Consider the following 23,166-nt stretch of genomic DNA (forward strand, 5'->3'; position numbering starts at 1 on the left):
TCTATTTATTATAGAATAAGTCAATTCAAATCAATCCCTTCCACTAATGACAGTGTCATTTCTGCCGCCGAAACTTCTTTGCAACCCAACGAGTTTTGTCCGCACCACAACGGCGTAAATTCATCTCGGTTTTGCTTCTCCATAAGCGCTCTTAACTGAGTCATTTCAATGGATGCATATGGGAATTTCGGTGCAGACTCACAGATGTAACCTAGCTCCGACATCGCGCGATTCACAATGCCTCGTGCTGGCCTGCCCGAAAAAATATTAGTCACCGCCGTATGCTGCGCACGCTCACTGGCAATCGCATATCGATGTAAAGACGATGTTTTTGCCTCATCACACAACAAATAGGCGCTGCCAACCTGCACGGCACTTGCTCCTAACTTTAGCGCGGCTGCAACACCGCTTTTATCGGCGATTCCTCCTGCTGCAATAACAGGTAAATTCACACGCTTGACGATTTGCGGTAACAACGCCATCAAGCCTAATTGAGTGGATAAATCATCTGATAAAAACATGCCTCGGTGTCCACCAGCCTCCAAGCCTTGAACGATAATGCCGTCAACGCCTTTTGCTTCCAGCCACAGTGCTTCATCCACTGTGGTCGCTGTCGAAAGGATCTTCCCTCCCCAACCTCTAATTCGCGCTAACAAGTCATCGGCAGGCAAACCAAAGTGGAAACTGATCACTGGCGGTGTAAATGGTTCAATCGCGTCAGCAATATCATGATTGAAAGGCATCCTTGTCGGAGCGTTTGGCTGAGCCTGTACGGTTGCACCAACTTCAGCAAAATACGGTTGCAGCGTTTTTTGCCACTCTTCGTGCTTGTTGGCGTCATATTCCGGCATTTCATGGCAAAAGAAGTTGAGGTTGAACGGTCGGTTGGTTGCCTGTTTGATAAGTTGAAGTTCTTTTACGATGGCGTCTTTGTTCAGCATTCCACAAGGTAACGAGCCAAGCCCGCCAACATTACTGACAGCTATGGTCATTTGGCTGTCTTGCACGCCGGCCATTGGCGCTTGAATAATCGGTAACTCTGTTCCCAAAAGTGTATTAAATACCTTGTTTATCATGATCTTTCCTTGAAAACTTAACCTTTACCTGTGATGGCTCTGCGCCATAGTTATCCAGACTAGACTTTCACATGATTAACCACTTATAAAGTTAAAGTGATGCATTTGTGCGCTATGCACTTTTGATAGAAATGACAAAGGGAGCCTATGGCTCCCTTGATATAGTGGCGAACAAGAATTGAAATGGCTATCGTGCTACATCTGATTCAAGCTCTAATTCTGCAACAGAAAGCATGGCAAACTCTTCCTCGGCGGTTGCTGCAACCAATTTGTTGCGGCTGTACAACCCATAATAAACACCACCGATAAGAAACAATCCCATTGTCATGAAAAAGGCTGAGGGATCAAAAGCATAAACACCTGTCATTGCGATCAAAGAAAGCACCAGAGAAATACTCGAAGTAATTATCCCGCCAGGCGTTTTATATGGGCGAGCTAACTCCGGCTGTTTAATTCGCAATAAAATATGGCTCAAGGACATTAATGCGTACGATACAGTCGCACCGACAACAGCCATCGCCAAGATTAAGTCCCCCTCCCCCGTAAGAGAAACCAAGAACCCAAAAACGCCCGGAACCAAAAGCGCACGAGAAGGCACTTTTTTGTCACTGGTTAATGACAAAGTTTGCGGCAAATAACCCGCGCGGGAAAGCGCAAACACCAAGCGACTGTAACCATAAATGATAGAGAAGAAAGAAGCGATAAGACCAGCCAATCCAAGTAAGTTCACGGCCATTGCTATCGTTGAATTGCCTGTAAGCTTCAGCGCGTCAACTAATGGCACCGCGCTATCGCCTATGACCTTTGAACCAACCGCACCAGCCAAAAGAACGACTACTAGAGTTGCGGTTAGTAATAAAAACAACATCGCACCAATGATGCCTTTTGGAACATCTTTTGCTGGATTTTTTGCTTCCTCTGCCGCTAAAGGTACACCTTCAACCGCAAGAAACAACCACATTGCAAATGGCAACGCCGCCCACACGCCATACCACCCAAACGGCAAGATTTCTGTTGCCTGAGCCGTCGCCGGAGCAATATCGAATAAGTTATTAACATCAAAGTGACCAATAAGCACAGCAGCAGTGATTAGAATAGCTAGCACAGCCAAACCGCTGATGACCATCATTACTTTGAGAGCTTCGCCAACACCTGCCATATGAATAGCGATAAAGACGGCGTAGAAAAGTGCGTAAACAACAGGGCCATCGATACCAACCAATTCATTCACTGCTGAGCCAATAAAAATTACTATCGCAGCAGGTGCGAGCGCATATTCAATCAAAACTGATAAGCCCGTGAAAAAGCCACCTGTCGGCCCCATCGCCTGTCTTGCGAAGCTGTAACCACCACCCGCAGCAGGAATAGCCGCAGACATTTCAGCTAAAGACAATACTAGCGTGAAATACATTACTGCCATCGCGATAGCAGCAATAAGAAAGCCTCCCCATCCTGCTTGAGCGATGCCAAAGTTCCAACCGGCAAAGTCACCTGATATAACATACGAGACACCTAAGCCAGCAAGTAAAATCCAACCTGCGGTGCCTCTTTTTAGCTGCCTTTTGGCCAAGTACTCCTGATGTTTAGACATAGTAAATCCTTCTACTTTGATGAAATTAAAAAGTTGTCGCTGTGTTTATCTTCAATGCTTGCGCCACTTGGCTCATTGATATCGGAGCGATCTTTCAGGTTCACTCCTGACAGTTGTAATTTTCGAGCCTCCTTGAGCAAGTAAAATGCGCGTTCACAGGCATCGTCATAATTGAGCCCCTGAGGGCGCACATTGGAAATGCAGTTTCTTTGGGAATCTTTAGAGCCTCGTTTAGCCCCCCAAGTGAGATACATACCCATGCTATCCGGAGAAGTTAAACCTGGCCTCTCTCCAATTAAAACCAGCACGGCCTTAGTGTTAAAACATTCACCAACATCATCCCCTACCGCTACTCTTCCTTGCTTTACGATTGTGATAGGTGCGAATTTCCATTGATGTTCATCATCAGCGCTTAAAAGAGAAATCAATCGAGTAACAACAGGCACGGCATGGTTTTGAATTGCGACGGAAGAAAGTCCATCAGCAATAACAATCGCAAGATCAATGTCAGTGTTATGCTCATTTGCTATCGAGTTTAGCGTTTGCCAAGAAGATTCATCGAGCTGCCGTCCTAAATCGGGCCTTTGCAGGTACATAAGCCGATCACTCACTTGACTGCTCACTACCACAGGAGGTTCTAAGGTGTTTTCAAGAATCGAGTAAGAGTCAGATAAACCAGCAACGAGAGACTCAATATTCAAACTGCAATGCACTGCATCCATAGCTTGGGCATGATCCAGCTGAAATGAGAGTAACTCGTTGGTTGGTACACTGTTCCCGCTGCGACCCAGAGCGATCCGAGCAGAGGTGAAGTCGCGTAACTTGCTCCAAGGGTTGTGTGTGACAACTTCAGACTCGTCTTGTGTGGACTGAGCAATGGTGATCACTTTACCCATGAGAATACCCCTTATTCAGTTGATTAATTGCTCCCGAAAACGAGCGAGAGATTTGCTCACTTAACCGAACGTCTTGCACGCTCTCGAAAATCTGCATCTCCATTAACCATTGTTCAAACTCTGGTGCTGGCTTCAAACCGAGTACTTTTCTTGCGTAAAGGGCATCGTGAAATGAGGTAGTTTGATAGTTGAGCATGATGTCATCAGACCCTGGAATACCCATGATGAACGAGCACTCTGCCACACCTAATAGTGTCAGCAAGTTATCCATGTCATTCTGATCGGCATAGGCATGATTGGTGTAACAGATATCGCAACCCATAGGTAAACCAAGCAACTTCCCACAGAAATGATCTTCAAGCCCAGCACGAATGATCTGTTTGCCATCAAACAGATACTCAGGGCCAATAAACCCAACGACAGTATTAACCAACAAAGGATCGAACTGTTTCGCGACAGCATAAGCGCGGGCTTCACAAGTCTGCTGATCGACCCCATGAAATGCATTAGCAGACAGCGCTGTACCTTGTCCGGTTTCAAAATACATCAGATTGTTTCCTACACTACCTCGATTCAAAGACAACGCGGCTTCATGGGCCTCTTTCAAAATCGACAAGTCGATTCCGAAGGTATCATTCGTCCCTTGCGTGCCGCCTATCGACTGAAAAACGAGATCGACTGGTGCACCCATTTCAATGGCTTCGATCGTGTTCGTGACATGAGTTAACACACAAGACTGAGTCGGTATTTGATAGTGTTGAATCACCTCATCCATTAAGTTCATTAACTTAATAGCTTGAGGTACATTATCTGTTGCCGGATTGATACCGATAACCGCATCGCCATTTCCGTACATCAGACCATCAAAAATGGTCGCTGCGATACCGTTGAGAGAATCAGTGGGGTGATTCGGCTGTAAGCGAGTAGACAGGCGACTCGGCAAACCAATCGTATTCCGAAAAGCCGTGACAACTTGGCATTTTTTAGCAACGAGAATCAAATCCTGGTTGCGCATAATCTTACTGACTGCGGCCACCATTTCTGGTGTTAAACCTTGACGAATTTTAGCCAACGTTTCACCATCGGCTTCTTCACTCAGCAGCCAATTTCGAAAATCTCCGACCGTCAAGTGCTCAATCGGTTTAAAGGCTTCAAGGTCATGCGTATCGATAATTAGGCGAGTGATATCGTCGCTTTCGTATGGAATAACCGCCTCGTTAAGAAACGTTTTAAGTGGTAACTCAGACAGCGCCATTTGTGCGACTACACGTTCTGCCGCTGACTGAGCACAAACCCCAGCTAACGCATCGCCTGATCGCTCCGGTGTCGCTTTCGCCATCAAGTCAGCTAATGACTTAAAGGTATAGACTTTACTTCCTTGTTGCCGACGATAAGTTGCCGTCATTGCTCTTCCTCTTCACTATTTGGTTCGCTTTTTGCTGAACTATCAATAAGCTTTAAGAAAGTATTGCCAAATGTGTTCCGTAGCGTTATCAAAAACTGGCAACAGGAATATGACCAACTCAGCGATGGTCGATTTTTAGGTCAAATTCGAGAACGACGATTTCCCAATTTCCATGTATTTCGTGAAGACAGTAACCGCTCACTAAGACAGCAATGCAGGGTTGAAGAGGGAGGAATTTGGTTGGGCTTGAGTGCGGAAAATAAGCCGCTACACCTAAATCACAGTCAGTTTAATGCAAGCCAGCTTTTGCTTAGACAAGGTGGTGCAGATTTTGAGTTAATGACACCTGAACAGTTTTCTATCTATGGGATAGTACTCGACAGAAAACTGGTTCAAATCATAGAAAAACAGCTCGAGTTAGACGGTATCGGCTGCAACACACCGCACTTAGCGGGACTAACAGAAAAGCACATTCAACAACTTAAATTCTACTTGGGTACTTTACTCGGTCCCACTGAATCGCGATGGTCTGACAGCACACATCAGGTGGTTTTAAAAGACATCGTACTCGAACTGTTCTCAATCAGTTCACCAAGCGCAAGCCACCCGATATCAATCTCTCATCGTCAGCATGTGATGCGCCGCATAAAGCAACAGCTACACGACTTAGATTACAGAACTCCGATCACCGTCAGTGAACTGTGTGACGCTGTGCACGTCAGTCGCCGCACACTGCAGTACACCTTTGAACATTGCTGTAATACTTCGCCAAAGCAATTCATACACCGAATGCGGCTGAATCAAGTACGTAGAGTGCTACAAAGCCCTGAAGATAATCGAACAATTGCAGAAATCGCTTTTGACTTTGGTTTTTTTCATCTCGGGCAGTTCAGCCAAAGCTACAAGCGGCTATTTGGTGAGACGCCAACTGAAACGAGAAAATGGGAGTCCAGCAAATAAAATGACAGGCAGTATATTCTTTCAGATTCTGCGTTGGGGCCATTTTATGTAGTCGCAATGATTTGCTGAAACTTAGCATGAAGCTCTTCAAGTGCCGCTTCAACATCCGGTTCTGCTCGGCTCAAATGTGCGATTAGCGTCATGAAGTAGCAGTCAAAAATCAACGGCATTTTGTCTTCAAGAACAGAACTTACGCTCGCAGATTGAAACAAAGCTTGGTTAAACGACTGATAATAATCCAAATCCCAAATCACCTCTTTCAACAAGGCTCGGCTCAGCTCGACGTTCGCAAAATAGTAGCGATAGTATTTCTCAGTCAGCGCCAAACCGATGTCGATATCGGTTTTGCCTTCCACACTGACTAGCGTTTCTTGGCTGATCTGTTGCAGTTGCGCCAGCATCCCTTCGCGCAAAATCGACAGTTTAGTCGGGAAGTGGCTGAACACCGTACCGTCGGCGACTCCTGCTTCTCTCGCAATCTGCCTTGTGGTCGTCATGTCATAGCCATTTTGAGCAAAAGATGCCCACGCGGCTTTTAGGATTTTATCTCTGGTTTGTTGTCGCTTCGTCATTGATGTATCTGCTTAATGAGCCTGAAAGGATCATACCTTGAGCGACTGATATTGACAAATTGAGCGCGCTCAATTATAAAAAATGAGCACGCTCAATTTTATATAAAAACAAAAGGAATCGCTCATGTACGTATTAAACAAACTAGGCCAAGGATTGATTTTCTTGCCGACCATATTCTGCTTTTCTTATATTTTAAGACCAATATTGATGGTGATTCTCATCCCAGGTGGACTCGCACTTTTGGCGTTAATCGGAGGGACAGAAGTCCGGGCGGAACTCAAAGCCATGCTGCTTGAGGAGCTTTTTGGGTTCAGTCCATCGCACACCACCTCGAAAAAGGCGTGAGTGCGCGAGAAACGTTGGCAAGGTTAAGCAAAAAACAAAACGCGCAGGTATCGAGATATCAATACCTGCGCGATATAGATGTTCTGAAAAGAGGACTGGCGTTAGTCAGTATTCATGTTCTGACCGATTCGCCATAAAACGCCACTAGGGTCAAACAAACAACATTCGCGCATGCCCCAAGGTTGCTCGACCAGCTCAGTCAAGCGCGAGCCAAATTCCTCATGGCCCACTTTGGATAAGTGCTGATGCCAGCTTTCTGCGTCTTCTACGAGCAAGTGCATCATGAAGCTGTTGCCGTGTTCTGGCTCATAAAAATTCTGTAAAAGAAACGCGCAGCTGCCTTGAGAGAAGTACGCCACTTCACCGAAGTCTGATGCCATTTCAAAGCCAATCGCCTCATAAAAGCGTTTTGATAGCGCGTAATCTTTCGCCGGAACAAATGATTTGATTTCAACAATATTGAGGTTTTCCATTTCCAATTTCCTAAGCCCTTTTCCATCAAACTGACTAACGTAATCACGCTCTACGCCTTCTATTCGCCTTGCGTATTTTGCTGCGATGGTAGTGGTACACACTCTACCATTTGCGTTTGTAACCACGTGATTAATTTATGTTCGAGTTCTGTACGCTTTTTATCTTGGCTCAATAAAACATAATTGCAACCTGATAGCACAAAACCAAATGGCGCGACCAAATTATCGCGCTTAATATCGTCCATAACAAAAGGATACGATCCCATCGCCGCGCCTAAGCCATCCACCGAGGCTTGTATGCAAAAATAAAAATGCGCAAATGATTGCTGAGTGTTGCCGTTGAAGGTTTTACAACGTGTTGATTGCTGCCAATCCGCCCAAGCATGTGGGTCGGGATTGGTCATTTTCGGCGCGATGCTGGGCTTAAAGACTTAATGCGCTGCGATCAGATTTCGACCATAAAAAATGCGGCTACTAGAGCCGCATGACAATCCACAAACCTTCGGTCTGATAAGTGAAACGTTTATTGAGTGATAACGGTTAGCGTATCCCAATCAATCGTGAAGCGAATTTGTGCCTCAGTGTAGTGGCTCGTTGTACCTTGATCGTACCAGTTACACGCATTGCGAGAGAAACCTTCTTCAACTTCTTTCATGCCAGCTCGTGCGATCATCTCCGTTTTTGGCTCTTCTCCGCGCTCAAATTCTGGAGTGAACACATACTGGAATTTCGGTTTGAAACCGTAGATCAAACGCGGCAAGTTCTCTTCTGGTAATAGGTTTTCGTTTGAACAACCTGTGTAGTGGTAAACACCCGCCCATTTACCGTAGTACTGGTAGTCGTTGGTGTAAATCTGGCTAAGAGAGGTGGTCCACTTAACGCCCATACCGCGTTCCATGGAAGCCTTTGGTTTGGCTGCGGTGACGTAATCCTTACTCGAGTAACGAGACGTATAAGCCACACCGAGATCGGTCGTCAACGAGCCAGAAAAACTTGGTGCCGAGCCCGGTGTTGCAGTCGCCGTTAAGCCGATAGACGGTGCAACCGTGGTTGTCGATACTGAAACATCATTAGCTTCGTTTTGCGGTGAGTAATCCTCACTAAATACCGGCGTGCCACCAGCTTGATAGATACTGTAGTCGAACGCGACTGGGTAGTTTTGAGTAAAACGGTCCACAATCGCAGCATCGTAAGTGTGTTTTACACCCGGATTACCTGGTACATAACCATTCCCTAGAGTGATCACGCGAGCCGCTTTTTTGTCGTTCTTTGAATTATGGAATAACTCAACCAGTAACTTCATTTGCACACGGCTACCACGAAACGCGTACGGGAAAAGCTCAGGCTCGCTTTGCATCACGACCTCATAGCTTTTTTTCACGTAACCTTCTAGCGCGATGTCATCAATCAAGACACTTTCTACAACCTTGTTATCAGAAGCAGCGGCAGTAGCGGAAATCCCTAACATTAAGGGAAGCAGTATTTTCTTATTCATTATTTTATTACCTTACTTGGGAACAGTCCCAAATCAAGCTAACATATTGAATACACTGCATCAACGTGACGAAAACGATTCACATTATCAATAGTTTGACCTACACCCAGAAATGAAAAAAAAACAGCCAACTTACGCTGGCTGTTTCGATGCAGTTAATGAATGACCCGAGCGTCCCCTTTAAGTAACTGAGACAGATCGATAGTGAATATCGTCACTGTCGGACGTTTAGGCAGAGCATTTTCGATCGAAAACTCTGGCCCAGCTGGAACGAGGGGGAAGTGAATAGCAGTCGGCCACGTTGACGAAGCTTCATTACCGCCCGGCTCAGATATTGAGAAAGAAAACGCAGGCAAACGGGTCATAACACTTACCTCAAATGACTGATTCGCGGGCTCAAGCGAGCCCGCTTAGGTTTTGCAATGTTATTGTTGTTTTAACACTTACTTAATCACTAACGATTGGTAACGTTAGATATCAAGTTCTTTGTCTTCAACGTGGTTGGTGATCATCGCTTCAGTGGTGATCATCAAGCCAGCAACAGACGCTGCGAATTGAAGCGCTGAGCGTGTTACTTTCGCAGGGTCCAAGATACCCATTTCGATCATGCTGCCGTATTCACCTGATGCAGCGTTGTAACCGTAATCGGCATCACCCGCTTTGACAGCATTCGCTACGACTGAAGCTTCGTCACCTGCGTTAGTTGCGATTTGACGGAGAGGCTCTTCCATAGCACGTAGCGCAACTCGGATACCCACGTTTTGGTCATCGTTGTCGCCTTTTAGATCCGCCAATTCTTTCGCGATCTTAGTTAGGGCAACACCACCACCAGCGACAATACCTTCTTCAACCGCTGCGCGAGTAGCGTGTAGCGCATCGTCCACGCGGTCTTTCTTCTCTTTCATCTCAACTTCGGTTGCAGCGCCGATCTTGATCACCGCTACGCCGCCAGAAAGCTTCGCAACACGTTGTTGAAGCTTGTCTTTATCGTATTGAGAGGTGGTTGTTTCGATTTGTTTTTCAATCGAAGCCACACGATCAGCAATCGCGCTTGCTTCTGCTGCGCCACCCACGATGGTTGTTGTGTCTTTGGTGATGGTCACTTTCTTCGCACTACCTAGTTGCTCTAGCGTTGCTTTTTCAAGCTCTAGGCCGATTTCTTCAGAGATGACCGTACCTGCGGTTAGTACCGCAATGTCTTCCATCATCGCTTTACGGTTGTCACCAAAACCAGGTGCTTTCACCGCCGTCGCACGCACGATGCCACGCATGTTGTTCACAACCAATGTCGCTAGCGCTTCACCTTCGATGTCTTCAGCAATGATCAATAGCGAGCGAGAAGATTTCGCCACTTCTTCTAGCACTGGCAATAGCTCGCGGATGCTGCTGACTTTTTTGTCCACCAATAGGATGTAAGGGTTGTCTAGCTCTACGCTGCCATTTTCTTGGTTAGTGATGAAGTATGGCGATAAGTAACCGCGGTCGAATTGCATACCTTCAACCACAGACAATTCGTTGTCTAGACCTTGGCCTTCTTCAACCGTAATCACGCCATTGCGACCCACTTTTTCCATCGCTTCTGCAATGATTTCACCGATCGCGCGATCGCTGTTTGCAGAAATGCTACCCACTTGGGTGATGGATTCTTTGTCGCTGCATGGCTTAGACATTTCACGTAGTTTCTCAACCGCCGCTTCAGTGGCTTTGTCGATACCACGTTTTAGGTCCATTGGGTTCATGCCAGAGGCTACCGCTTTAAGACCTTCATTGATGAAAGATTGCGCCAGTACAGTAGCCGTCGTTGTACCGTCACCCGCTTCATCATTCGCTTTGGACGCCACTTGTTTCACCATTTGTGCGCCCATGTTTTCGAACTTGTCTTTCAGTTCGATTTCTTTCGCTACAGACACGCCATCTTTAGTGATCGTTGGCGCGCCGTAAGATTTATCAAGCACAACGTTGCGGCCTTTAGGGCCTAGTGTCACTTTTACTGCGTCCGCCAGTAAGTTCACACCTTTCAGCATTTTTTGACGTGCGTCATTAGCAAATAATACGTCTTTTGCAGCCATAATTATCTCCTCAAAAAACTACTACAAAAATAATTACTCAACGATTGCTAACACATCAGATTCGGACAGAATCAAGTATTCTGCGCCGTCAATTTTCTCGGTTTTCACGCCGTAACCGTCATTGAAAATGATTTGGTCGCCCACTTTGACTTCCATCGCAGCGCGTTCGCCATTTTCAAGGCGTTTACCTAAACCAACAGCAATGACTTTCCCGCGGTTTGATTTTTTCACCGACTGAGAAGTTAAAACGATTCCCCCTTCAGATTTATTTTCCACCTCTTGTCTTTCAACAATTAGCTTGTCATTTAAAGGACGAATTTTCATTTTTAAGTGCCTCCTACTTGGAACCAAAAATAAAAGACAGAATAAACATCAAGATGGATTTGCGAGTCGACTGCTCGCTTTCGATGAGAATAATAAGGTCGAAAAATTGGAGTTCAAGAGGTGGATTTCATAAAAATTTTTTGTTGAATTGAATAAAATCTTCTATCGAAATTTTTGACATTCACGACCACTTAAAACCATCTTTATGATGGAAAATGTGTTCAATCAAATCTAGAGTGGTTACATACTCTTAAAAAGGATAATCAAACAATGAAAAAGGTCGTATCTCTGTTTCTTGCAACATTGTGCGTTGGCTTGCTTTCTTTCAGCGTTGCGGCTTCTGAGCGTGCTGAGCAAGGGTGGCAACTGATTGAGAAAGGCGCAATGATTGTCGATGTACGCACGCCGCAAGAGTTCTCTGAGGGGCATGTAGACAATGCGGTCAATTTCCCTCTATCTGAGCTTGATAAACATTTCCAAGACGTCGATAAAGATCAAGCGATCGTATTGTACTGCCGCAGTGGTAATCGCTCTGGTAAAGCGTATCAATATTTGCAATCGCAAGGGTTCACGAATCTGCACAATGCAGGTGGCTTAGAAGAACTGCAAGACGCCAAATAATCATCTCTGTTCTAATTTCAAAAATAAAAGCACAGAGGGCGTTGCAGACTTATTGCAACGCCCTCTGTTACTAAATAATTCTCTTCCGCTACTACTCTATTTGGGCCCGGCCTCAAACTGAGTCAGGTTATCCGATATCTCAAGCCACGGCGCTTTGGACGCGACAAAAATATGGAAATTTGGCTTGTGGGATGGTGCATCATCCAAGACCCCTAGGCGAATATTGACAATCCCATTGTTCTTTTTCGAATACAGGCTCGATCCACAATGGCGACAAAAACATAACATGGTATTTTCGCTTTTCTGATAAGTTTGAATATCCTCTTTTCCTTGGATAATGAGCAACTTATCTAGAGTAATACCGCCCGCCGATGAATAGTCAGAGCCAGTAAATTTTCGACATTCCGAGCAATGGCAATTTCCCATGTACTTGAATTCATCTGCCACTTCCAATTTCACCTTACCACACAGACATGAGCCTTTGAGTACTTCCATTTGAGTCCCTTTTTGTTATGAATCTAATTGAATTAGACGAATACACCGACACCATGCCACTGCAATGCGAAAAATTAAAGGCAGGTAATACAGGTTTTCAAAAATGAAACGAAAATGTAAAACACTCTACTCAGAGGAAAGATAGGTGTGCTCAGCACGTGAGAGCTCAAGCTATTGTCGATACAAAAACACCAAGCAAGACGCTTGGTGTTTTCTTAATATTTTGTCTAACACAGTCATCGCTCTTAATGAGAGACGCCGTGTTGAGAAAGTGTAGTGCTTAGAAAATGCAGTGCTTAGTAAAGCTGGTGGCTTCGTTTGCACTCCAGTCACCTTTTGGCTTATCTTTCAGGTTCTCACACCATTGCTCGCTGCCCACACCATCTTGAAGAACACAGTGCTTCGCAAAGTCTACTGCGTTGTCTGCTGTCCATTCTGTTTTTGGCTTATCGCGCATGTCGTTACACCAGCCTTCAGTGCCCACTTCATCACTACAAGCGGTTAAAGCAGAAGCCGCCAACATCAGCATGACTAGTTTTTTCATAAATTTAAGGTTCCAGTTGCAAACAATATTAAAATAAAACTCAATCGCTTCAACAAATGCCCATTCAACTGTTGAACTAAGCAGTCACTTGTTGAAGTGACTTTTGTATCAACTATAACGAAATTATCAGTCTACGTGTTAAGACACCGAAAAATTATTGAGCCAAGCTGCGTAAATAACACCATAAACACCTATAAGCAGCGCGCTTGCGTTAATGCACTGATCTTAGAAGAACCCGTGCCAAAACATGCTAAACGTAACTCTAACGCCATTTGCTCAAAGTGCTCGACCACCGCTTGAGTGCTTATGGTAGCCGCTTTCAAGACTGCGCCCGCTTGCCCAACGAGATTGGCGCCCAAATGTATGGCTTTCGCCGCTTCAAGTCCGTTATGCACACCACCTGAGGCGATCAAAGGTAATGTAGGATGCTGTGCTCTTATTTGAGTCAAACATTTTGCCGTCGGGATACCCCAATCGCGAAAAAGCTCGGCTGCACGCTGCATTTTCGGGTTATCTTGGCAATAGCCTTCAACCGCGCTCCAACTTGTGCCACCCGCGCCCGCTACGTCAATAGCATCCACACCGGCGTCAACCAATCGCTGCGCAACGTGACCACTTATACCAAAACCGACTTCTTTGATAATGATCGGAACATTCACGCGAGATTTAAGCTGCTCGATAGCGTGTAAGACCCCAATCCAATTATGGTCGCCATTTTTCTGAAACGCTTCCTGCATTGGGTTTACGTGTACAAACAACGCATCCGCTTGAATGGATTCAACCGCACGCTGCGCATTATCAAGTTTACCTTTGTCGCGCAATTGAGCGGCTCCAAGGTTCGAATAAAGCGGCACATCTTTGGCTAAATCACGAATGGTTTTGCCTAGACCTGCGTGTTGGCGCTCTTCTAAGCTAATACGCTGCGAACCCACGCCCATCGCAATGCCTAATTCACTGGCAGCTTCAGCCAAACGACAATTGATCACTTCTGCGTCTTTTGCTCCACCTGTCATTGAGCTAATCAGAAACGGCAGCGCCAGTCGGTGGCCAAGAAACTCTGTCGAAAGGTCGATCGCCTGAAAGTCACATTCTGGCAGCGCGCAGTGTTCAAACTCGACAGACTCAAAGCCCGCCGTTTTATGCTTCATGCTCATGTCATGATGTAAAACAGCGTCTAGATGTAAATCTTTTCGGTTAGTTTGCGGAGCCATAATGTCACCCTAAAGTAAAACAGTCGCGCAGTATTGCGATCCTTATCAGTAACGTCAATGCGAATTTTCTGAATTCACGAGATTACTTTTCCGAAACCAGTAATGAATCACGACTTACTCTGACATTATAGAAAGAGAAACTCGCCTTCTGTTTTAAACAAGCAGGCAAGTGTTTCACCAAGTTGAAGTAATCAGCGTGCGAGACACCACGATAAAAATGGGCCGCATACTTCTCTAATTTACTTTGCGCTTTCTGACAGAATCAGAGACACAACGGTGCTTGTAGTGGTTGGAGCAAACTGCTCAGGGTCATCACAGAATTGAATTTTCCCTTTTTCTTCAACGTGGAACAACGGTACTACCGAGTTCCCTTTGTGGTGCGCTAAATAGTCTTGATACGTAAAGTTGTCGCTCAATTTCGTGTGTTTTATCTCTGCACCGCGGCTCAACAAACTGGCCAGCTGGGTATAGCTTACGTTACCGCCCATCAGCAATTTACCGTGGTACTCCTGAGCCACGGAGTGCTTCTCGCTACCATTGCCGTTGGTTTTCACTTTTTGCAAGCAGTGAACTTTATCTTCACCAAACTCGTCGACAAATTGCATGCAAGCCATAATGTTGAAATGCTGGTCAGGCGTTAATGCAACGACTTGTCCCACCCCTATCAGGTTCAAATTGTCATCTGCGTGACTAGAAATCGGATTCCCGTAGTAGTAATCCAGCCCCAACATACGAACTTGACTGATGTACTCCCAGTTAGAATCGGTCATCAATATACGGCGGTCATAGCGTGCCAACGCTTGACCAATTTCTCTGGCTACTCGGTTAGCACCAATCAACAAGAAGCCGCGTGGCGCTGGCTCCGCGACGCCCAACATCAATGCGACAGGACGTGCCGTTGCACTTTGTAAAACAACCGTTCCGATGATCACCATGAAGGTCATAGGAACCAGTAAAATCGCTTCATCAATACCGTATTCGGTCAATTTGATCGCGAAAAGAGACGAAATAGAGGCAGCGACAATACCGCGCGGTGCAACCCAAGACAGGAACAGTTTATCTTTAAGTCTCAAGTTACTGCGGATGGTTGAGAGGAAAATCGACAACGGACGCGACACCAACTGCATAAATACAAACAGCAATAACGCGCCACTACCCAGCGCAGCAAAATCATCCAAGCTGATGCGTGCAGCAAGGAAAATAAATAGGCCGGTGATCAGCAATATGGTCAAGTGCTCTTTAAAGTGCAGAATTTGTTGAATATTGATGCCCTTTGCGTTGGCAAGCCACATACCCATTACAGTAACCGTGAGTAATCCGGCTTCAGACTCAATATGGTTGGAGACGGAAAATACGCCGAGCACGATCATCAAAACCGCAAATGGCTGCAAGTATTCCGGTAGCCACGCACGGCGCATAATCGTTGCGACTACTGCGCCAGAGGCCGCACCAAGAATGACGCCCACGGCAATGAGCGTCCCGAACACTTCGACGCTATTTATCGCGCTGTGCGATACGATGAACTCATAAACCATCACAACAAAAAGCGCACCGAGTGGATCAATCAAGATCCCCTCCCAACGCAAAATATTAGCAAGCGTACTGTTAGGCCTTACCGTCCGAAGAAGTGGCACGATCACCGTCGGACCTGTTACCACGGTTAAGCTGCCGAACAACATGGCGAGCTCCCAAGTAAAACCGAGGAAATAGTACGTCGCAATACTGGTTGCTGCCCATGAAATGATGGCCCCGATGGAAACGATACTCCAGACTGAGCCACTCACACCGCGAATTTCTTTGAAGTTTAGGGTCAAGCTGCCTTCGAAAAGAATCACCGCAACCGCCAATGAAACCAACGGAAAGAGCAAATTCCCTAAAATCTCATCTGGATTTAACCACTGCATAAATGGCCCGACAATCAACCCGGCTAGCAGCAAAAATAAAATCGCTGGTAAGCGCAATCGCCATGCCAACCACTGACAACCTAAACCAACGACCCCAACCGCTGATAGCACCAGCGCTTCATTACCCACTTGCATTAATCATTTACCTGTTTTGTCTTTTTTCGCGTGAATGCGCTATACCCAAATAACCTCGGGCGTGCGGTTCAATAAGCATGACTTGGCATGCAGACTAAACGGCTTACCTTCGACTCTTCGACAGCATGCCTCTGAAATGCACATTTTTGAGGTCACTTGGGTATCGCATCAGAATTATGAATATAGTTGAACCCCAATGACTTAACGACTCATTTCTGTTCATCAGATCTTAAAGTGACACACAAGTATGTCGCTTCGTCGAATTCATCATTACGCATTGAGTTTCATTATGTAGAATGATTCTTAAAGAAAGCGCGGAACCTAGCACTATATGAAGCTAAGGCAAAGCGCTTGGACTAAGCTTTAGCGTACGTGCTCAAAGTTAAGAATCGTGTGTCACGCGACGTACGCAAGGAGAAATGGATTGTACGTAATACTAGCACTATTCATGGCATTGCTCGCCATCCTCATCGGAGTGAAAGCCGCCAACCGAGCAGCACTTTTAGAAAAAGAGCTAACCAAACTTCGTGAAGAGGTAACATCACTGCGAGTCTGTCTAAATAAGGACTCGAACCAACCAACGCGTCAACAATCCAGCGTTGAAGAGGCAAACTCCTCATCCTCTAAGGAGCATGACTCGATTACCGACCGAGCATCTTATCCAAACACAACACATCAAGCTCAATACCAGGCAAACGAAGTTCAACTGGACGTTTTTAGTCAAGAACAAGAGTCTATATTGCCAAGTAGAGTGCAGAGTCTGTTTAGCAACATTCAAGAAAACTGGTTGGTTTGGGTGGGCGCGCTGGCAATGCTAATTGGTGGGGGGTATCTCGTACAGGTTATTGGTAGTCACATTGAGTTTTCGCCACTTATGCGTGTGTCCTTTGCGTTTGTACTCTCGTTACTTATGGTGCTTGTTGGAGAATGGTTCCACCGCAAAGAACAACAAAATCCTCAACGAGCAACACGAGCCCAAGGCTTTACTTATGTGCCTGCCGCCGTTACCGGAACCGGGCTAACTGGCATTTACTGCACGGTTATCTTTGCGTTTGTTGTTTATCAAATGCTGACGCCTAGTGTCTCGCTTATCATCTTAGCCGCTGCCGCATTTTGTAGCTTGGCTCTATCTTTACAGCAAGGGCCGTTGATGGCAGTGCTTGGTCTGATTGGTGGATACACCGCACCATTATGGATTGGTGGAAGCGAGCCTAATTACTTCTTATTAGCTGGGTATATCAGCGCGATCTCGGTCGCGGCAACATTGCTAATGCAAAAAGTACGTAGTGCATGGATTTCTCCAAGCATCGCGCTTCCACATGTTGTTTGGATGCTGTTGCTCATTGAAAGCATGCCGCTTGAGACGCTTTTTTCTTGGCTGGCTATTTATCTCTCCATTACTCTTTATCTTATTTTCGCCGTTCCAAGACTGGGTTGGACACTCAATCCTCGTTCTCATCACTGCCAGAATAAGTGGACAAATCCGCCGACCGCTACCTCTCTCGCGATTGCGTTATTGACCTTTTCGGCTGTCACCAGAATGCCAGAATTGGACACACTGCACATGGTGTACTGTTATGCGTTACTCGTTGCGACAGTATGGCTCCCAGCGGTTCGCACAGGTTGGTCATTGCGCGTATTTTTGCCTTCCATATTGGTCTCTGCGACCGCACTTGTTGTCCTCACTTTCGCGTTTGACGCTTTGTATATGCCAGAACATGGTGCCAGTATCTTACTCGCATTGGCCACCAGTATTGCACTGATCTGCTGTCGAACTTATTTCCAGTCACTCAGTGACCGATCGCAACTTAGCGGCGTACTTCTGTTAGTACTGGCTCCAGCAATGAGTTTGATTACGCTGTTTTATGTCGACGAATTTATGCAAGGCTACCTGTGGCACTGGACTGCATTCTGCGCATTGGTGACCGTTTATTACGTTGTACTTGGTCAACGCTTACATTCGCTAGCATTGGAATGTTCTGCCGTCATGCACGCTTTAATCGTAGGCGTCGCCTTTGTTTGGTTAAGCGATACCTGGTTGACGACAACAATCTCGATACAAGTTGCGGTAATGGCGCTACAGACGCAATCAGGGTTATTTCGCCCCGCAAGTTGGGCGATCAAAGTGGCGATGGGGATACTGGTCATCCGCCTCACACTTTTACCCTTCATCCCTGAATGGCAACCCGTAGAAGCAGGACATTGGGCTTGGGTTATTGTGAGTTACCTACCGTCTCTCATCATCCTGCTCTATGCTCGAGCAACGCTAAAGCAAGTGGACCTCGAACTGACCAACTGGTTTGAAGGCGCATTTTTGCATGTATTCTTAATGGCGCTATTCACCCAAACCAACTACTGGTTAACTGGGCAGTACGGCTATTTAGGACACCTTGATTTCACCAGCGCCATCGTTTTTGCTAACCAAGCGCTGATTATGGGTTTGGTGTACAGCTACCGTAGCCAATTTGCACAACGCTTAAGCCGCATCTATGAAGTCTACAGCTACCTGCTTTGGTGTGCCTTCGCATTGCTGATAATTTTGCTTAATACGGCAGAGTCGCCATTGGTGACTGACAACGTCTCAGCCCAAGCTCTTCCCGTCATTAATATGCTAAGCGTCGGCTGGTTGCTGCCAGCTTGTATCCTACTTATCGCAACATTTAGAGGCTGGAATACGTTACAGGTTCATCGATTTGCGGTTGCTAGCCTAGGCTTTGCACTTGCTGCTATTTGGTTAGGTATGTCTATCCGTCAATTCTGGCAAACCACATCCATGATGTTGTACCAACCGACCAGCATGGCAGAACTGTTCAGTTATTCAGTAGCAGGTTTGCTCGTGGGTGGATTGCTTACTTGGCGCGGTGTGACACACAGAGGGTTGATGATGCAGCGCGTGGGTCTAGTGGTTTTAGCTTTTGTCGCACTCAAAGTATTCTTATGGGATGTTAGTTCTCTGGATGGGTTCTGGAGAGCAATCAGCTTCTTAGGTTTAGGAGCATCTTTAATCGCGCTTGGGTGGTTATTCCAGAAATTGAATCGCTCGGTGGCAAAAGCACTCGAACCATAAACGAATTAAAGAGAGATTCCCGACAATGCACCGTTCTCGTTATTGGGGGGCGATAGCGATGCAAAGCCGGGAATCATTGGAGTGTTCGTTATTTTAGCAACGCAACAACCGTATGACGACGCACGTTTGCTTGTGCATTCAACGCTTGAAAAGTCGAGGTGAACTCACCGGACTTCTGCACAAAACCATCCAGTTTTGCATTCACATCATCCACAGAAAGCTGCGCGGTTTTATTTTGAATTGAGCGCATTTGAGTATTCAATTCACCATGAAATGCTTTCGCTTCCTGCAAGCTCGTTTGCACTTGTCTTAGATGCTGGTTCACTTTGGCAATCGTCTGTTTCATGCCATCGCGTGATGCCAAATCAAACCCAAGTTCTGCAATACCATCTGGCTCTGACTTTAGATTTAGAACGTTCGGCTGGCCCGCAGGAAAACGGTGCCCTTCGCCCGTAACCATCACTTTCTGCTGCATTTGCTGATAAGCGTTGTCTCTGGCTTCAAATAAAATGCTGCCATCGTCAGCTAATGAGGCTCGCATCCCTAAAGCAATCAAGCTTCGGTCAAGCATTTTGACAGTTCGAGCACCATCGGCTTGTCCATCGAACTGAATCATTACCGCTTGACCCTGAGGGAAATCCAAACGAATTTGCTCAGCTTTGTCACTTAAGCGATGCACATTCAAGCCAGGAATAGAAAAGCGACGAATGTCTGCTTTATCTAGCTTTAAATGCAGTTCGTTGTTGAGCACTTTCTGGCCGTCGAAACGAGCATGCTCCACAACGTTCTGAATGGTGGCTTTAGAACGAACCAATGTATCCTGCAAGCCAGGTACATTTTGTACGCCTTGATTCACCGCTTGCGTCAAACCACGTTTAATTTGAGTCAGCTCTTTGCCAATCACCTGCAACGATTTCGATGCGATCTGCACTGCCGTCGCTTGCTGCTGACCCTGGGTCAGTTGAATCCCAGAGACAGAGTAGGCTGACGCAGTGTCAGCCTGAACTTGCGCCGGGCGCGGTTTAATTGCAGTACTTGAGTCTGCAGAACGGGTCGGCATGATAGAGGCTTGTTCTTGCCCACCCAAGCGTATGCTATGGGGTCTAACCTCTACTGTACTCATTACCATAAAAGAACTTCCTAACCTTATAGACGGTCAAACAACGATAGATCATTGATCTTTACATAGCTCGCTTGCGTTGCTTGCAAAGCCGCCATGTAATTGCTCAAGCGTACCGATGCTTCACCGTAATCCAGAGCTGAGAGGTCACCTGATACTTTATCGACGAACAGTTTATTCTCACCATGAGCACCGCCAACCAAATCTAGGTTATTGTGTCGGCCACCAATCTCCGTCATCGTGCCGAGTACGCTTGCCAACGTATCATCAATGGCACTTAGACTTGCGTCCACTTCAGCTTGGAAATTCGGACTCGGGTTCTCAAATTCTGTAATTAGATTATTAATTTGGTCCAGTACGTTTTTGCCGCCACCAAGGTCCAAAATGTCCTTTGCCGTCATGTTGGAATCCATCGTTACGCCTTTCGCAATCGTCACGACACGTTTATCGCTGTTGCCCTCGATGACATAACTACCGCTTGCACTGTTTATAGCAGGGGTGTCAGTTTTGGTGCCTGAAAATAGGTAGTGCCCTTCTTCATCCTGAGCATTGAAAGACGACTCAATTGAATCACGATAGCTCTTTAACTCCGTGATCATACCGGTACGGTCTTGATCAGTCAGTGAGCCATTCGCGCCCCATAATGCAATATCACGCATGCTCATTAGGCTCTCTTTCACTGAGTCTAAATGTGTTTCTTGACTCGAAAGCGTGGTTTTGACGTTTGCGATATTGTTTTGATATTGGGCGATGGCGCTGTTTTCACGATCCAAATTAAGCAGCTTAATCGATGCCATTGGATCGTCAGATAGTTTAGTTAGACGCTCACCTGTCGTCATTTGTTGTAGCACGTGCCCCAGACCTGCATTGTTACCTTGCAGGCTTTGCAGCATCATTTGGCTAAATTGATTGTCACTGATTCGCATCTGGGTTTCCTTTAGAATAACTGCAATACAGAATCGAACAGCTGATTCGCTGTGCTGATCACTTTCATGTTGGCATTGTGTGCATTAGCAAACGTCATTAAGTTAGCCGCTTCTTCATCACTGTTAACGGCACTCACATTGTCACGAGCCGCATGTGCTTGCTTGTTCATGGCTAACTTAGCTTGGTAATCGGCGTCTGCTTGGCGTGCTTTAATCGCGGTTTGACCCACCATAGAACTGAATGCGTCATTCAAACTCACTGAGCCATAGCCAGTCACAGAAACAGGCTTGTTGCTTAAATTAATCAACGACTGCAATACATCCGCATTACCTGGCGTACCATCACTTGAAAACGCAAGCTCACCTGGAGTCAACTCAGTGATATCCAAACTTGCCGCTGGGTTGGCAGGGTCGTAGCTGAACAATGGTTTACCTGGGTTACCATTTAAATCTTGTCCAGTAGCGAGCACAGCGTTGTATTCATCCGCTAATGCTTTCGCCATGTCATTCAAAGCCAATTGGTTTGGTTTTAATACATCGGTTTGATAATCGTTAATCGCACCTAATTTGCCACCAAGAGAGTCACCAATCGCAAAACTTTGGCTTGAGAATGTTACGTGTAAGTCTGCTACGTAAGGGTCGCTAGGGTCTGGAACGGCTGCGAGTTTGCCATGGTCCGTGCCCATCACAAGTGGCTGACCAGAGGTCAACGTCACCTGAACACTGCCGTCAGGCTGTTCTGTTGTTCTGATTTCGATGGTTTGAGATAACTCGCCGATCAATTTATCTCGTTCATCCATAAGTTGCGATGGGTTGCCACCTGTTCCTTGCATTTCAACCAGCTGCTTGTTTACCTTCGCGATGTTTTCCATGAGGCTATTCGCGTGGTTGAGTGCCGCATTACGCTGGTCGCTCATATCTTTATGTTGGTTGTGCAAAGACTCGGTAAGCGTATTAAAGCGGCGCGCCAACGCTTCAGATTCGTTGATGATTTGTTGACGGTAAGGAATGGACTCAGGCTTAACCGTAGCATCGTTAAGCGCAGCGTTTAGAGAGTCCAAACCAGCAGAAATACTGAAGCCATCGGCCCCTAGCGTATTTTCCAATTGGCTCATGTTGCTGGTGTAACCAGAAGCGTACGCCGCCATACTGTTAGTTGACCACGTTTGCTTAATCAGAAATTGGTCTGTAACGCGGCGAATGCTGGTGACCTCTACCCCTAAACCAGGGCTTAAGCGGTTGGCTTTTCCGTCATCAACTGATGCCATCAACGCTTGTTGACGACTGTAGCCCACAGTATTCACGTTCGCCACGTTTTGTGCCGTTACGTCTAAGGCCACGCGGTTCGCGCCTAAACCTGAAAGGGCAATATTAACTAGGTTCATTTACAGCTCCATTTTCCTGATCAACGGCTGAGAAAACGCGGTAGTCATACCGGCCTCACCGAGCACCTGTTTTACAGAGGCGACGGCTTGAGAGGCGGTATTAAATAAGCTTGAGTTCCCCTCAATCTCGTTAGCATCAAGCTGTGAGATAGATTCAGAATTCGCACCTTTACCATCGTTTGCAGATGAGATGTTACGCGCAGCATCAAAGGCGACTTCGCGCATAGAGGGGCTAAGTTGCTGGATGAGCATATTGGCAATGCCAGAGCTCTGCTTTTTTGCCAGTTCCATTGCCAGTTGCCCATCGTACATATCGCGGAAAACACCTTGCTGTTGGCTCGCAAACGGGCTGTCTTTATCCGCTAGAACATCGCTGCTGCTGCGCATTTGACGCAGCACCATTTGTAAAAACATCGCCTCAAATTGACCCGCCACTACTTCAAGCGCGCCTTCCTGATCTCGACTCTGCTTGATATTGGCAAGTGCGCTGTTGTCGTGATACAGCATCGAATTCAGTTGAGTTTGTTCATTGGTACTGTCTAGTTTCATCC

22 protein-coding genes and 1 pseudogene are annotated in these 23,166 nt (G+C 46.3%); 4 read left to right on the forward strand and 19 right to left on the reverse strand.

From position 1 onward, the window contains the following. Nucleotides 1-20: 20 nt before the first annotated feature. The 4 genes from D8S93_RS12220 to D8S93_RS12235 all read right to left on the reverse strand — a co-directional run bounded on the left by D8S93_RS12220 (nt 21) and on the right by D8S93_RS12235 (nt 4,968). On the reverse strand, nt 21-1,076 hold the full coding sequence (locus D8S93_RS12220; RefSeq protein ID WP_152813426.1) for an NAD(P)H-dependent flavin oxidoreductase: 1,056 nt from the start codon (nt 1,074-1,076) through the stop codon (nt 21-23). 187 nt (nt 1,077-1,263) lie between these two features. Further along, the gene (eat, locus tag D8S93_RS12225) at nt 1,264-2,667 is read right to left on the reverse strand and encodes an ethanolamine permease (RefSeq protein ID WP_005398344.1); all 1,404 of its coding nucleotides are present in this window, start codon (nt 2,665-2,667) and stop codon (nt 1,264-1,266) included. Nucleotides 2,668-2,678: 11 nt separating this feature from the next. Next, the gene (gene eutC / locus D8S93_RS12230) at nt 2,679-3,563 is read right to left on the reverse strand and encodes an ethanolamine ammonia-lyase subunit EutC (protein ID WP_152813428.1); all 885 of its coding nucleotides are present in this window, start codon (nt 3,561-3,563) and stop codon (nt 2,679-2,681) included. Next, complete coding sequence (locus D8S93_RS12235; RefSeq protein WP_152813430.1) at nt 3,556-4,968, reverse strand: ethanolamine ammonia-lyase subunit EutB; 1,413 nt, start codon at nt 4,966-4,968, stop codon at nt 3,556-3,558. The genes eutC and D8S93_RS12235 overlap by 8 nt, the downstream gene beginning before the upstream one ends. A gap of 45 nt (nt 4,969-5,013) precedes the next feature. Here D8S93_RS12235 and D8S93_RS12240 point away from each other — a divergent pair, with 45 nt between their 5' ends. Next, nucleotides 5,014-5,928, forward strand: coding sequence for a helix-turn-helix domain-containing protein (locus D8S93_RS12240; protein WP_319802994.1), 915 nt, complete (start codon nt 5,014-5,016; stop codon nt 5,926-5,928). A gap of 44 nt (nt 5,929-5,972) precedes the next feature. Here the strand turns inward: D8S93_RS12240 and D8S93_RS12245 are convergent, their stop codons facing one another. Next, nucleotides 5,973-6,500, reverse strand: coding sequence for a TetR/AcrR family transcriptional regulator (locus tag D8S93_RS12245; protein ID WP_152813434.1), 528 nt, complete (start codon nt 6,498-6,500; stop codon nt 5,973-5,975). A gap of 124 nt (nt 6,501-6,624) precedes the next feature. Between D8S93_RS12245 and D8S93_RS12250 the strand changes: the two genes are divergently transcribed. After that, nucleotides 6,625-6,846, forward strand: a complete 222-nt coding sequence (locus tag D8S93_RS12250) for a hypothetical protein (protein WP_185090669.1) — start codon at nt 6,625-6,627, stop codon at nt 6,844-6,846. A 101-nt stretch (nt 6,847-6,947) separates the two neighbouring features. Here the strand turns inward: D8S93_RS12250 and D8S93_RS12255 are convergent, their stop codons facing one another. From D8S93_RS12255 to D8S93_RS12280, 6 genes and pseudogenes are all read right to left on the reverse strand, one after another. Continuing rightward, a complete protein-coding gene (locus D8S93_RS12255; protein WP_152813436.1) occupies nt 6,948-7,319 on the reverse strand; it encodes a VOC family protein in 372 nt (123 codons plus the stop codon). 59 nt (nt 7,320-7,378) lie between these two features. After that, nucleotides 7,379-7,708 (reverse strand): annotated as a pseudogene (locus D8S93_RS12260) (LysR family transcriptional regulator); the annotation flags it as partial. Nucleotides 7,709-7,842: 134 nt separating this feature from the next. Beyond that, nucleotides 7,843-8,814: a leukocidin family pore-forming toxin gene (locus D8S93_RS12265; protein ID WP_006741319.1), complete on the reverse strand. Its 972-nt coding sequence runs from the start codon at nt 8,812-8,814 to the stop codon at nt 7,843-7,845. Between the two features lie 155 nt (nt 8,815-8,969). Beyond that, nucleotides 8,970-9,179: a hypothetical protein gene (locus tag D8S93_RS12270; protein WP_005464025.1), complete on the reverse strand. Its 210-nt coding sequence runs from the start codon at nt 9,177-9,179 to the stop codon at nt 8,970-8,972. Between the two features lie 105 nt (nt 9,180-9,284). Then, nucleotides 9,285-10,883 carry a chaperonin GroEL gene (groL, locus tag D8S93_RS12275; RefSeq protein ID WP_152813439.1) on the reverse strand — a complete coding sequence of 533 codons (1,599 nt, stop codon included), beginning with the start codon at nt 10,881-10,883 and terminating at the stop codon, nt 9,285-9,287. A gap of 33 nt (nt 10,884-10,916) precedes the next feature. Next, nucleotides 10,917-11,207 (reverse strand): co-chaperone GroES, encoded by a 291-nt coding sequence (locus tag D8S93_RS12280; RefSeq protein ID WP_005373989.1) that lies wholly within the window; start codon nt 11,205-11,207, stop codon nt 10,917-10,919. 270 nt (nt 11,208-11,477) lie between these two features. On the opposite strand from D8S93_RS12280, the gene D8S93_RS12285 reads away from it, so the two are divergent. After that, nucleotides 11,478-11,828, forward strand: a complete 351-nt coding sequence (locus D8S93_RS12285; protein ID WP_046873837.1) for a rhodanese-like domain-containing protein — start codon at nt 11,478-11,480, stop codon at nt 11,826-11,828. A gap of 96 nt (nt 11,829-11,924) precedes the next feature. Here D8S93_RS12285 and D8S93_RS12290 read toward each other — a convergent pair whose 3' ends face one another. The 4 genes from D8S93_RS12290 to D8S93_RS12305 all read right to left on the reverse strand — a co-directional run bounded on the left by D8S93_RS12290 (nt 11,925) and on the right by D8S93_RS12305 (nt 16,117). After that, nucleotides 11,925-12,323: a GFA family protein gene (locus D8S93_RS12290; RefSeq protein ID WP_152813441.1), complete on the reverse strand. Its 399-nt coding sequence runs from the start codon at nt 12,321-12,323 to the stop codon at nt 11,925-11,927. Between the two features lie 280 nt (nt 12,324-12,603). Next, a complete protein-coding gene (locus D8S93_RS12295; RefSeq protein WP_005395285.1) occupies nt 12,604-12,867 on the reverse strand; it encodes a DUF3012 domain-containing protein in 264 nt (87 codons plus the stop codon). Between the two features lie 191 nt (nt 12,868-13,058). After that, a complete protein-coding gene (fni, locus tag D8S93_RS12300) occupies nt 13,059-14,078 on the reverse strand; it encodes a type 2 isopentenyl-diphosphate Delta-isomerase (RefSeq protein WP_074189797.1) in 1,020 nt (339 codons plus the stop codon). A gap of 239 nt (nt 14,079-14,317) precedes the next feature. Continuing rightward, entirely contained in the window at nt 14,318-16,117 is a 1,800-nt protein-coding gene (locus tag D8S93_RS12305; protein ID WP_152813443.1) for a cation:proton antiporter, read from the reverse strand. A gap of 424 nt (nt 16,118-16,541) precedes the next feature. Between D8S93_RS12305 and D8S93_RS12310 the strand changes: the two genes are divergently transcribed. After that, nucleotides 16,542-19,184: a DUF2339 domain-containing protein gene (locus D8S93_RS12310; protein WP_152813445.1), complete on the forward strand. Its 2,643-nt coding sequence runs from the start codon at nt 16,542-16,544 to the stop codon at nt 19,182-19,184. Between the two features lie 88 nt (nt 19,185-19,272). Here D8S93_RS12310 and D8S93_RS12315 read toward each other — a convergent pair whose 3' ends face one another. Genes D8S93_RS12315 through D8S93_RS12330 form a run of 4 tightly spaced genes read right to left on the reverse strand, consistent with a single transcriptional unit; the run spans nt 19,273 to nt 23,164 of the window. Next, nucleotides 19,273-20,313 carry a hypothetical protein gene (locus tag D8S93_RS12315; protein ID WP_012842382.1) on the reverse strand — a complete coding sequence of 347 codons (1,041 nt, stop codon included), beginning with the start codon at nt 20,311-20,313 and terminating at the stop codon, nt 19,273-19,275. A 17-nt stretch (nt 20,314-20,330) separates the two neighbouring features. Further along, complete coding sequence (flgL, locus tag D8S93_RS12320; RefSeq protein WP_005395290.1) at nt 20,331-21,230, reverse strand: flagellar hook-associated protein FlgL; 900 nt, start codon at nt 21,228-21,230, stop codon at nt 20,331-20,333. 11 nt (nt 21,231-21,241) lie between these two features. Beyond that, nucleotides 21,242-22,615, reverse strand: coding sequence for a flagellar hook-associated protein FlgK (gene flgK, locus D8S93_RS12325; protein ID WP_005395291.1), 1,374 nt, complete (start codon nt 22,613-22,615; stop codon nt 21,242-21,244). Continuing rightward, entirely contained in the window at nt 22,616-23,164 is a 549-nt protein-coding gene (locus D8S93_RS12330; RefSeq protein WP_005395292.1) for a rod-binding protein, read from the reverse strand. Nucleotides 23,165-23,166: the final 2 nt, after the last annotated feature.

Origin of the sequence: Vibrio sp. VGrn 2, from assembly GCF_009361695.1 — a bacterium.
GTDB lineage: Bacteria > Pseudomonadota > Gammaproteobacteria > Enterobacterales > Vibrionaceae > Vibrio > Vibrio diabolicus.